Origin of the sequence: Bacillus sp. FSL K6-0994, from assembly GCF_038630815.1 — a bacterium.
Lineage (GTDB): Bacteria > Bacillota > Bacilli > Bacillales > Bacillaceae > Bacillus > Bacillus safensis.
On the sequence record NZ_CP152043.1, the window covers coordinates 3,441,698 to 3,454,086 of the forward strand.

Here is a 12,389-nt window from a genome sequence, read left to right on the forward strand (position 1 = left end):
TTCATTTAAATTTCTGAATCATCTTATTGAATAAAAAAAGCGTACCCGCTTCCGAGTACACTCTTTTATCCATACATGAACGCCTATTTTTGCTGATCGGACTCTTTCGCCATTTTTCGAATAAAGGCTTCAATGGATTCAACAAATAAAGCATATTCTTTCATTTGTTTATACGTATCTGACAGCTTCTCTTTCACTTCTTCCTGCTCTAAAGAAGGTTCACCGAGAATAGATTGAACTTGAATGAGCAATTCTTTATATTCTTCACGTTTATCTTCAACATGATCTGCCATTGTCTCCAAGCGTTTTCTAGTCGTCGGCTGCTGTTTTGAATTCAAGTAAACAACCCCTTTTTTTGTCCTACCGCATTTGGATAAACGTCAGCCTCAGCTGTATATATTTTAAAATGATACCATAATTCCACCTGTTATCATATATGTAAAACGTCATCAAACCGCTTTAGGCCAACCTTGTATATACACGCTATAGGCTTTAAGTTACAGGCTGATCTCACTAGAAAAAAGCAGATCATTGATCTGCTTCTCTTTGTAAATGCCATGTCTTCAGTTTCAGCTTTGTTTCATTTCTGCCACTGATGGAGATCGATTTATTTCCCGGGGAAGGAAAGTAACGTGCAGTAAAAACTTCTCGGCCTCCGTTTACAAAAATCTCAATTGACGATGAGTCGATAAAGATATGAAGGTCGTGTAATTCCTCTATGACTACTTCACGAACTTCCTTTGATCGATCTTCAAATCGATCCCGCTCTAATGTCAGCTTCCCTTCCTCTTTATCATAGATGATGCGTGCTGCTGCACGGATACAGCATTCAAACCCTTTTTGTGTCTCAATTTGATCAATGAATACCTCTGCGCTCGTAATATCCTCTACAGGGATGGAATGAACAGAACGTTTAATATGAAAAACATGCTCTTGTTCATTGGTCCGCATGGATTGAAGTTCACTTACTGGTTTTTGAATCAGATGTCCGTCCTCATCTAAACGGAGCTCTCTCGGGATCGTGAGGCAGTGTATCCATTGATAAGAAATGGTCGGATGATGTTCTTCTCCTTGATCAGGCACCCCCATCCACCCGATTAAAAGTCGTCTGCCTGATTCGTCTAGAAAGGTTTGCTGCGCATAGAAGTCAAAGCCGCGGTCCAGCTCCTCAAACGCTCCGTGTGTATATTGATAGGAATGATCATCCAATGTGCCAACAAAATAGCCTGATTGATGTGTGTTGTGATATTTTAAGCCATCCGGCTCTAGCCCTTGCGGTGACACAATCAATACATCCCGGCCGTCTAATTCAAACAGGTCTGGACATTCCCACATATAGCCGAAATTGTCTAAACCATTCTTTCCGCTGCCTGCAATCGTGCCTTGAAACGTCCAATTATCCAACGTATCAGAGGTAAATAAGACAAGGTGTCCCTTCAGGTCTAAGCTTTGTGCACCAAGGACCATGTACCACTGGCCATTTCGCTTCCATACCTTTGGATCTCGAAAATGAGCAGTGAACCCTTCCGGCAGTGTTGCCACGACACCTTTTTTCTGAAAGTGAATACCATCTTCCGAAACAGCTAAACATTGATACGTCTCACGGTTCCCTTGTTCATCCCGAACGTTTCCAGTGTACATCACATGCATCTGACCATCGTCTATAAATGCACTGCCAGAATAACAGCCGTTTTGATCAAACCAATCACTTGGGGCAAGAGCGGCTTCTTCGTGCTGCCAATTGACTAGATCTGTCGATGTGTAATGCCCCCAGAATTTTGCACCATGCCCCGTTTTGAATGGCTGCCACTGATAAAAGACGTGGTAAATTCCTTTCCACTGAATCAGCCCATTCGGATCATTTAAAAGACCGACTGGCGGCATCAAATGAAAATGCTGCCGGTACACATCCTTTTTGACCAAATGCTCATAGTTTCGAATACGGTCTGCTATCTTTTGACGAAGTGCTGCGTCAGTAGTTGTCATGACTGTGACCACTCCTTGATTATTTTTCGACTTCTTTTATTTTAAAAATGATAGTGAGAATAAATGAAACAGCAACAGCGATTAACATACCAATCACATAATTGACCACATTCTGAACACCGAATGGTGCTGCAATCGCAATCATCGGAATGCCTGTTAAACCATAAGCATTGGCTGCTACCTTCGTGAAAACTACAAATGCCCCGCCCAATGCTCCTCCAATCATCGCCGCAATAAATGGTTGACGATAGCGGAGGTTTACACCGAATATAACAGGCTCAGTAATTCCTAAAAAAGCAGAGAAGGCAGCAGGAAGGGCAATTTCTTTTGTTTTTGCACGCTTGGCTAAGAAAAAAACAGCCAATCCTGCCCCGCCTTGCGCGACATTGGACATTGCCCAGATTGGCAGCAAATAGTTACGCCCAATATCATTCAGCAATCCTGCCTCAATCGCATGGAAGCTATGGTGAACCCCTGTGAGCACAATCAAAGAGTAAGCACCGCCGAAAATGAGTCCTGCTAAGAACCCTGCATGGTCATAAATAAATGTCAGTGCATTCGAAATGCCTGTACCAAGCATTCTTCCAAGCGGTCCAACTGCAATAAATGTCACAAATCCAGTGACAATCACCGTCACAAATGGGGTCACAAGTAAATCAATACTGTTCGGAACGACTTTTCTTAAATTCTTCTCAACAAGGCACATGATATATACGGTCAATAACACTGGAATAACCGTCCCTTGGTAACCAAGAAGAGCAATATCAATATTGAATAAATGCATATATTCAGGTTTTGCTTCCGTCAATCCCCACGGATTAAGCAGATTCGGGTGAATCATTATTCCCCCAATGACAGCCCCTAAATACGGATTTCCGCCAAACTCTTTCGCTGCACTGACCCCAATTAAAATCGGCAAAATGATAAAGGCTGCACTTGAGAACATATCAAGCATTTGGAAGATCGCAGAGCTTGGATCAGCCCATTTGAAGGCTTTCATCATACCTAAGAGACCCATTAACAAACCGCTTGCCACAATTGCTGGAATGATTGGTACAAAAATATTCGATAACGTCTTTGCAAAACGCGCAAGTGGATTCATTTTTTGTTTCACTGCTTCATCATGGCTGACAGGCTTTTGTTTCTCGTCGCCAGTCTCAAGACCAGTCTCACGAGCAAATGGTTCATATACTTTGTTGACAGATCCCGTTCCAAAAATGACTTGAAATTGTCCTGAACTTGAGAAAGCCCCTTTTACACCTTCAAGTTCTTCAATGGCCTCTTTGTCAATCAAATCCTCATTTTTCACCACCAATCTGAGTCTTGTTGCACAATGAGTAGCACTGATGACATTTTCTTTGCCGCCTAACAGTTTTGTTAATTCTTTGGCTGTTTTTTGATAATCCATGAAGTTTCCTCCTTTTTTAAAGCAAAAAAGACCTAAAATTCACCAACGAGTAAAGGACATACACGTCCCCTCGTTACGCAAATTTTAGGTCTTGCCTGCCTGACAGTCACAATCCCGCGGTATCAAATTTTGATTACGCTTTCATCATAGTATAAGACTGTGACATGCGTCAACCTCTTTTTTCAAATCCAATGACCCATGTACACTAATAAGAGTAGTGTGCATAAAAAAAAGCCTGCATGCAGGCACATCATTTTAAACCAATTCGGCTTCCTGCAGACGCTGGACATGCAGCGTGATGTAGCCGATCTCCGATTCAGGGAGATGAAGTCCATATTCATCTTTTAACAAATCAGCAAGTCCAAGTGCACACCGGTACGCCGTATCATACTTTGTTTGGATAAAAATCAGCATGTCTTCGTCCATGATTTGAAATGCCTCATTTGATTCCAACCTGCCTAATGCATACCTCAAATGTGTCACAAGCCGCTGATAGGAAATACTATCCTCATCAATTGAATGCTGAAAATATCTTTCAATATGCTCGATCATTTCTTTGATCATCGTTGTATATTTCACGGTCTTTTTCATGGACTCCGTATTCATTTTGGCCGTATGAATATGAAGTGCCACATATCCTGCCTCATCGTCCGGCAGTTCAACCCCAAGCCGCTCCTTTACATAACGAATGGCATACTTTCCAATCTCATATTCCTGCTTATATAAGACTTTGATCTCACCAAGCAATTTATTATATAACACAATGCCTTTTTGAAGGCGTTCAATGGCGAAGGACAAATGATCAGTCAGTGATATGTGAATGTGATCACTGAGCGGCATCATGAGTTTACCCTCTGCATAACTGATGATATGCTCTGCCACCTCAATATGCGCTTCTGGCAATGTGGCAAGAATTTGTTTGAATTTCTCATTTTCTTCACGCACAACAAAGATTTTCTCTATTTTTTGAAGAGGAACGACGTCATTTTTCCCCTTCTGAAAAGCAATTCCGGGTCCCATCACAATTTTCTCCTGATCGCCCTCCTTCACAATCACTGCGTTGTTATTCAATATTTTATATATCTTCAAGGGGTATCCTCTCCCAGCAGATAACATTTCTTATGTGGGATTTTACCCTGTTTCACTTTTTCTGTAAAGGTAAGAGCGGACCAGCACGCGCCTCTCGCATCGTCTTCTCTTCAAGCATCATCAGACTTTGAGTAAACCGCTTCTCTATCCTGCGTTTCTTCTTATGTTCTTCTGCCAGTTTCTCCAGCTCTCTCTCTTTCACTACTTCAAAGAATCCAGCATCCGCCGCGGCCGCCTGAAACCCTTGCTGTTTCATCATCACACCAGGGTTCACAAGCACATTCATCATGAAACCAAACCATACGCTCAACCAGCTTTTTAATTTCTTCACTGAACATCCCTCCGCTTTTCTTAGAATCTAGCAACTCTAGCAAAACAACTGCTCCTATCATATCCCGAGAAAAAAGAGAGGTTTGTCACAATCTGGGTGAAAAAACCAACTAGTTTTCAGAAGTTTTGTTGAAAAGTGCAGAAGATCATCATGTGCCTGGATGTTTCAATGAAAATTTTATGCACACGCTATCCCAAAGATAAGCACACCTTATCAACAGGGTTTATCCACATATCAACACCCTCTTACTAGATTTTGTGTATGTAAATTTTTTATTTTCCATATATGTATCTGAATAATTGAGTTATCAACAGACATTTGTGAATAAGTGCGACTTTATAAACAAAATAGTTCTTTATAACTATGTAAAATAAGACCATTTTAGTAAAGGAATTGTTTTCAACGTATTGAATACTTAATAACGGGCAGTGAATCTTTCCTATTTATCCACAAAAAGAAAGGCTATCTCCCTAAAAACACAGCTAGAAAGGGGAAAATAAATGAAAAAGGTAATATCTCGTTCTTCTGTTCTATTGTTCTCCACTATTTTTATTTTATCCACATTCTTTACCGGTCAACAGGCTGCTGCTGCTCCATCTAACAAAAAGATGGAACTAGAAAAAGCAGAAATCTTCGGTGAAATCAATGTCAACTCGAAAAAACAAACCACTGTCATTGTTGAATTAAAGGAAAAATCCTTAGTTGAAGCCAAGCAAGAAGGCGAATCACAAACAAAGGCCTCCCTCAAAAAATCTCGAACAAAAGTAAAGAACGCAGCACTCAAAGAGGTAGATAAAGCGAGTGTTCGTCAAGAATATGAAAAAGTTTTCTCTGGTTTCTCTATGAAACTTCCTGCAAACGAAATCCCGAAGCTGCTCGCAGTGGATGGAGTAAAAGCCGTTTATCCGGATGTTACATATAAAACCGATGAAGTGAAAAAAGAAAGCATCCAGCTTCCAAACGAAGATGTCTCCCCGCTTATGGATAAAAGCGCTCCATTTATCGGTGCACCAAAAGCATGGGATGCCGGCTATTCTGGAAAAGGGGTCAAAGTCGCAGTCATTGATACTGGAGTAGACTATACCCACCCTGATTTAAAAGGAAACTTCGGTTTATACAAAGGCTATGATTTTGTTGATAATGATTATTCTCCGCAAGAGACACCTAAAGGAGATCCTAGAGGCGAATCCACAGATCACGGCACACACGTTGCAGGAACGATTGCAGCAAATGGACAAATTAAAGGGGTCGCAAAGGATGCCACGCTTCTTGCATACCGTGTACTTGGACCAGGTGGATCTGGAACAACTGAGAACGTTCTTGCAGGCATCGACCGGGCTGTTACTGACGGAGCAGATGTCATGAACCTCTCTCTTGGAAACAGTGTCAATAACCCTGATTATGCAACGAGCATTGCACTTGATTGGGCCATGTCTGAAGGCGTTGTCGCTGTGACTTCGAATGGAAACAGCGGTCCGAACAGCTGGACAGTCGGTTCTCCCGGCACGTCAAGAGAGGCCATTTCTGTCGGAGCAACTCAGCTTCCGTACAGCCTTTACAATGTGAAATTCCCAAATTATTCTACTGCAAAAGTCATGGGATACTACCAAGAGAGTGATTTAAAAGCGCTTGACCAAAAACAAGTCACACTCGTCCAAGCAGGAATCGGTGACGAAAAGGCGTTTGAAGACATCGATGTGAAAGGAAAGGTGGCCGTGATTGAACGGGGTGCCATTGCTTTTGTGGATAAAGTCGACAATGCAAAAGCCGCTGGTGCAATCGGCGTTGTGATGTATAACAATACCGATGGAGAAATCCCAGTCGACGTACCAGGACTCGCACTTCCTACGATTAAGCTGTCAAAAGCTGAAGGAACAGCGCTTATTAAAGCCATTGAGGCTGGAAACGATACAACGGCTTTCTCCATTCAATTTGTCAAGGAACTTAGTGAGCAAGTCGCTGACTTCTCATCCCGCGGACCGGTTGTGGATACGTGGATGATTAAGCCTGATCTGTCAGCACCTGGCGTCAGCATTGTGAGTACGATCCCAACGCATGATCCTTCTCAGCCTTACGGATATGGATCTAAGCAAGGAACAAGTATGGCATCTCCGCATGTGGCAGGAGTTGCAGCGATCATTAAACAAGCAAAACCATCGTACTCAACTGAACAAATCAAAGCATTGCTGATGAATACAGCAGAAAAACTGTTTGACGCAAATGGCAGCCCATTCCCTCATAACACACAAGGAACAGGCAGCGTTCGAATCATGGAATCACTTCAGGCGTCTTCTATCGTTTCTGATGCGAGCTATTCTTACGGCACTTTCTTAAAGGAAAAAGGCGTTCAAATCAAAACGAAGAAATTTAAGGTAGAAAACCTTTCAAAAGCACCGAAAACGTATACCATTGATTACAAATTCAATGGCAGCGGCATTAGTACAAACGGAACGAAAAAAATCACCGTCAAAGGGAATTCCACTGGATCCTTTACTTCTGCAGTACAGGTGAATTACGGAAAAACCAAAAAAGGGACGTACCAAGGCAGCATAACCCTTCGCGAAAATGGCAGAAAGATCACAGAAATCCCTACTTTATTGATTGTGAAAGAGCCTGATTATCCGCGCGTCACTTCTGTTTCCGTAGAGCCGGACAATCGTGCTGGAAGCTATGTCATTAGCAGCTACCTGCCTGGCGGTGCTGAGAACCTTGCATTCCTTGTCTACTCGACCGATGGAGAGTATTTAGGTGAAGCTGGTGTTTATCAACATGTTGATAAAGGAGAACACCGCGTAAAATGGAATGGCACAATCAATCAAGGCCAGAAGCTTGAAGCTGGTGAGTATATAATGCTTGCGTATGCAAGCTTGAAAGGAAAATCAGATACCGTACAAACGAAGGAAGCTTTCGAAATTTACCCTGAATAAATGTGAATCACAAGAAAAGCCTTGTATGAGTGGATAAGCTCATCAAGGCTTTTCGATCATATATGGAGGAAAGAGAAACTCATGTTGATATTGCTATGGATCGTTTCTTTTTTTACTGCTTTTTTTCTGACGATCACCTTGGTTTATTTTCTAACCTTTTTACATACGAAGCAGCCTCGTCCTTTTCATCAAGCATGCGAGCTGTCTGTTTATACTTCCTGTATCTACCCGCTCAGCCTGCTCGTGTCAGCCGCCTTCTTCCTCACCATGATGGTCCTTTTCCCCTTGTACTGGCTCCGCAGGCGATAAATATACATACGTTATGCATCAAAGGCTTCTTTTAATAAACGATACGATGTGAGCCGGTCTTGCATGTGATGTGTGATGGTCACAGCGATCAATTCATCTGTTCGATAAGCCTTCGCGAGTGCGGTTAGCTGCTCTTTCACAGATGCTGGCGTTCCAACGACCATCCTTTGACGATTAGCAGCCACTCGTTTTTGTTCATATGGACTGTAGGAATACGACTGTGCCTCTTCATATGAAGGAAAGCCTTCAAGATTCAGCCCTTGTTCATTGGCAAGTAAAGATAAATCTAAGCTGACAGCCAGTTTTTCTGCCTGCTCCTCTGTTTCGGCACATAAAACAAAGACTGCCAGACTGAGACGCGGCTTTTCACCGAATACTGAAGGTTCAAATCGGTTGATATATTGCTCCACAGAGTCTTCTCCGCCTTCACCATTAATAAAAAGAGCAAACGTGTAGCCTGCACCTGCTTTCGCCGCAAGCCTTGCACTCCCGCCAGAGGAACCGAGCATCCATACTTCTGGCGCGGTCTCTACCTTCGGAGAAGCAGTCAAATGAGGCAGCGGGTAAAATTCATCCGCTAGATCATGTAAATAGACCTTCAATTCCTCTACCTGCTCAGGATACTGGTCGCCTAGACGCTTTCGCTCACCATGATGAAGGGCAATGGAGGAAATAGGCATACCACCAGGGGCACGTCCAATCCCAAGATCGATTCTGCCAGGAGCCAGCGCTTCGAGAACCCTGAAGTTCTCTGCTACTTTATAGGCACTGTAGTGCGGGAGCATAACGCCGCCTGAGCCAATGCGGATGTGCGATGTAACGGCTGATAAATGGCCGAGAAGCACCTCTGGACTCGATCCTGCAAGCCGGTTTGAAAAATGATGCTCTGATACCCAAAAACGGTGATAGCCCCACTTTTCCGCCTGCTTCGCCAGTTCAACCGTCTGCTTCAGTGCTTCAGTAGGTGTTGCGTCTCCAATCAAAGGAGATTGATCCAGTATACTTAATTTCATTATGCTGCACCTCTTACAGAAATCCCCCTCTCTTAAATGGAAAGGGGGATGTCTTATTTATTTTCGATTAAAGCCCTTCTCTTTCACAAATTCTCCAAGGAAGGCACGCTTTGGCTGACTAAAGCCCCGCAGCATCTGCTCAGACCAAGTATCTTTTCTCTCACCGTTTGTTCGTTCTTCATAATATGCCGAAATACGATCATCGTATTCTTTTAAATAACGATCCACATGCGCTTCATCTTGCTGATATGAATTTTCATGATAGATGAGTTCAACTGGCAGCCGTTCCTTTTGTGACGACTGATTAGCTGGATGGCCAACAGCCAGACCGAATAACGGCAGCACATAAGATGGCGTTTCAAGCACTTCAGAGACTTCTCTCAGCTGATTACGCAGTCCGCCAATATAGCAGATCCCAAGTCCCATTGATTCTGCAGCAACACTGACATTTTGTGCAGCCAATGCCGCATCGATGACGCTAATGAGAAAGGCTTCCGTATTCTCAAGCGCCTCCTGATGATTCTTCCCTGCTCTTTTTGCAATATGATCATGGCGTTTCAAGTCTGCACAGAAGACAAAGAAATGCCCATTCTTCTCAACGTAAGGCTGATTCCCAGCCAGTTCAGCAAGCTTGGCCTTCTTCTCCTGATCTGTCACCCCAATAATACTATACGCCTGTACATAGCTTGATGTCGAAGCAGCCTGTGCACTTTTAATCAGTGTCAGCACCTCTTCTTCTGTCAAACGCTCGTCTGTAAACGAACGGATGGATCGATGATTTAATATGGCTTCTATCGTTTTGTTCAATTCGAAGACCTCCTTCACTTCTTCTATCATAAGGCAAAGACATAGGGCTTTTCAAAAATGAAAACTCGCATAAAAAAAGACAGCCTATACTTAGACTGCCCTTACCCGTTTTATTTAAATAAATAACTTTGATATTTCGTTAATTGAACGCTTGCGTTATAGGCGATCCCGAATCCAATGAGAACGGACAAGACAGAGCTTCCTCCAAAGCTGATAAATAAGAGTGGAATCCCTGTTACAGGCATCACGCCTATGTTCATGCCAATGTTCTGGAACGTATGAATTACAATCAATGCTGTATATCCTACGCAGAAGAATGACGCAAATCGGCTATAAGGATGGATACGGTCAATCAGTACGACAAGCCGGTAAATCAAGAAGAAGAACATGATCACAACAAAGGCACAGCCGATAAAGCCAAAGGCTTCACCTATAATGGAGAAAATCATATCCGTTTGTGCTTCAGGAACGTAGACCTTTAAGTTTTTAATGCCATTCCCAAAAATCTGCCCTGCACCAATGGCCATAATCGCCTGCTCTACTTGATATTTATCAGATCCAGATGCATCCTGCGTCTGTGCTTGGTTGGCTGTTGAAGAACTATCAGGCAGCCAAGCGGTAATCCGGTTGATCTGGTACTGCTGGATGCCTATTGTTTTCGCAAAATCAGGGAATAAGATAATCACAGCTAAAACAGAAGCAACTAAAAGCACAACCACTGAACCGATGAGAGAGATCAGTTTCCAATTGATCCCTGATAAAAACACCATCACCACAACAATAAACATACAAACAGCCGCAGTCCCTGCATCCTGCAAGAAGATCAGTCCAACTGGTACAGCTGCCACCCCGGCAATTTTTAATAGAAGGAAAATATCATCCTCTAATGTCCGCTTTCCTCTAGGTGTAGACTTTCCAATGACAGATGCAAGCATCATAATCAAACCAATTTTCATGAACTCTGAAGGCTGAAGTGTTCCAACCCCTGGTATCACAAACCAGCTTTTTGCACCATTTTTAATTGGAGCAAAATCATGACTTCCAATTTTTGCAGGAGCAACTTTCAAAAAAAGTAACAGCAGTATGCCGCCTATAAAAATATAGAGACTTAGCTTCTCTAATTGCTCCAAATCAAAGTAATTTATGGCTACAATACATATAACTCCGACCATGTAGTAAATAATCTGTCTGGTCCATGCATTAGTTCCATACTGCCCAAATTGACCCGCAGCATAAATCGAAATGACACTGATGGCAAAGAAGGCTAAAAATATAAAAATCAAATCTCCTTGATAGTAAGGAGATGTATTCTGCTTGTTCATGAACTAACCACCCTTATTACAAAACATAAAAGCCCTTATTTATATTAGATTGAAATTTTCACAAAATCAACTCACCTTAAATATGACGGAAGATACATCCGAAAGGTTCCATTCATTTTTCAAAAAATGAAATACTTTTCATCCTAACAATAGGAAAAAATTCCTTCACACTCTTTTCATTCAGATCTCAAGTCCTTTAAAAAGATTATTTTACAGATTTTAAGGGGAAAATTCAATGACCTATGTGGCAAGAAGACAAGTAAACATCAGATTAGCATAAGCTGCAATGAGGATTGAGGAATGAAACCATTTTGTATGGAATAAGGCCCATTTTCCAATTATTACGTTTACTTCAAAGTCAATTGTGGTATAATACTTGTAACAAAATGTTCACAATATCTCCTAAAAACAGACACAATTGCATCCTGACCTCTCATTTGATTTGAACATCAACTTACAAAGGAGTTGGATACGATGGATATGTTCTTTGCGTACCTATGTATAGCAACGGCTACACCCCTGTTTTTATGGCTGGAAAACAGAAAGATTGCATTAGCATCTATTCCACCCATTATGATTATGTGGATTTTCTTCGGTCTTTACATGACAAGCAGTTTATCTCCAGCAGGACATACCTTCATGATCGCATTCTTTGCCATTAACGTGATTTTGGCTCACATTGCAGCGTTCCTCATCTACGGACTTCCATTCATTCGCAAAAGATTCAGCAGCAGATAGATATCGCCCAACTATTGGAAGCGTTATCACCATCATGATAAAAACCACTCACCTTCAAGAGATGAGTGGTTTTTTTATTATTTCTCTGAATGCTCAGACTGCTTTGGCGCAGACGGTGAATAACCGTCTTTACTGTTCTCTCCGTGGCTGTAGTGAGCCGCAAAGATCCAAACAGATCCGATGACGAAGATAATCGCACAGAACAGACCAAACAAAGTATTTCCGACTTGAACAGTTCCGTTCTCGCTCTCTGTCATGTGCATAAACATGAACAGCTGCAAGAATGCTTGAATGAACGCAAAACCAAAGATAATCCATAGTTTTGCGGAACTGCCAATTTCAGCTCCAATCGCAATCCAGAATGCTAAGATTGTCAGCACAATGGACAGGATGAAGCCAACTACGTGTTTCCAAGGGAAGTGTTCGTGCTCTGCTGAGGAATGTGTTTTTCCAGCCATA

11 protein-coding genes are annotated in these 12,389 nt (G+C 42.3%); 2 read left to right on the plus strand and 9 right to left on the minus strand.

Annotation, left to right across the window (positions count from 1 at the left end; genetic code table 11):
- Positions 1–83: 83 nt before the first annotated feature.
- From MHB69_RS17980 to MHB69_RS18000, 5 genes are all read right to left on the minus strand, one after another.
- Positions 84–338, minus strand: a complete 255-nt coding sequence (locus tag MHB69_RS17980) for a hypothetical protein (protein ID WP_024423823.1) — start codon at positions 336–338, stop codon at positions 84–86.
- A 190-nt stretch (positions 339–528) separates the two neighbouring features.
- The gene (locus MHB69_RS17985) at positions 529–1,986 is read right to left on the minus strand and encodes a sucrose-6-phosphate hydrolase (protein WP_342495826.1); all 1,458 of its coding nucleotides are present in this window, start codon (positions 1,984–1,986) and stop codon (positions 529–531) included.
- A gap of 19 nt (positions 1,987–2,005) precedes the next feature.
- Entirely contained in the window at positions 2,006–3,394 is a 1,389-nt protein-coding gene (locus tag MHB69_RS17990) for a sucrose-specific PTS transporter subunit IIBC (RefSeq protein WP_034281296.1), read from the minus strand.
- A gap of 255 nt (positions 3,395–3,649) precedes the next feature.
- Entirely contained in the window at positions 3,650–4,483 is an 834-nt protein-coding gene (locus tag MHB69_RS17995; RefSeq protein ID WP_034281297.1) for a PRD domain-containing protein, read from the minus strand.
- Positions 4,484–4,535: 52 nt separating this feature from the next.
- Complete coding sequence (locus MHB69_RS18000) at positions 4,536–4,814, minus strand: hypothetical protein (protein WP_034281298.1); 279 nt, start codon at positions 4,812–4,814, stop codon at positions 4,536–4,538.
- A gap of 500 nt (positions 4,815–5,314) precedes the next feature.
- On the opposite strand from MHB69_RS18000, the gene MHB69_RS18005 reads away from it, so the two are divergent.
- Positions 5,315–7,741, plus strand: coding sequence for a S8 family serine peptidase (locus MHB69_RS18005; RefSeq protein WP_342495827.1), 2,427 nt, complete (start codon positions 5,315–5,317; stop codon positions 7,739–7,741).
- A gap of 320 nt (positions 7,742–8,061) precedes the next feature.
- On the opposite strand, the gene MHB69_RS18010 is transcribed toward MHB69_RS18005, so the two are convergent.
- From MHB69_RS18010 to MHB69_RS18020, 3 genes are all read right to left on the minus strand, one after another.
- Complete coding sequence (locus MHB69_RS18010; protein WP_342495828.1) at positions 8,062–9,063, minus strand: LLM class flavin-dependent oxidoreductase; 1,002 nt, start codon at positions 9,061–9,063, stop codon at positions 8,062–8,064.
- Between the two features lie 57 nt (positions 9,064–9,120).
- The gene (gene nfsA / locus MHB69_RS18015) at positions 9,121–9,870 is read right to left on the minus strand and encodes an oxygen-insensitive NADPH nitroreductase (RefSeq protein WP_342495829.1); all 750 of its coding nucleotides are present in this window, start codon (positions 9,868–9,870) and stop codon (positions 9,121–9,123) included.
- 110 nt (positions 9,871–9,980) lie between these two features.
- Complete coding sequence (locus MHB69_RS18020) at positions 9,981–11,192, minus strand: FtsW/RodA/SpoVE family cell cycle protein (protein WP_342495830.1); 1,212 nt, start codon at positions 11,190–11,192, stop codon at positions 9,981–9,983.
- A 474-nt stretch (positions 11,193–11,666) separates the two neighbouring features.
- Between MHB69_RS18020 and MHB69_RS18025 the strand changes: the two genes are divergently transcribed.
- A complete protein-coding gene (locus MHB69_RS18025; RefSeq protein WP_008345491.1) occupies positions 11,667–11,930 on the plus strand; it encodes a spore morphogenesis/germination protein YwcE in 264 nt (87 codons plus the stop codon).
- Between the two features lie 77 nt (positions 11,931–12,007).
- Here the strand turns inward: MHB69_RS18025 and qoxD are convergent, their stop codons facing one another.
- Positions 12,008–12,388, minus strand: a complete 381-nt coding sequence (gene qoxD, locus MHB69_RS18030; protein WP_007497818.1) for a cytochrome aa3 quinol oxidase subunit IV — start codon at positions 12,386–12,388, stop codon at positions 12,008–12,010.
- Between the last annotated feature and the right edge of the window lies 1 nt (position 12,389).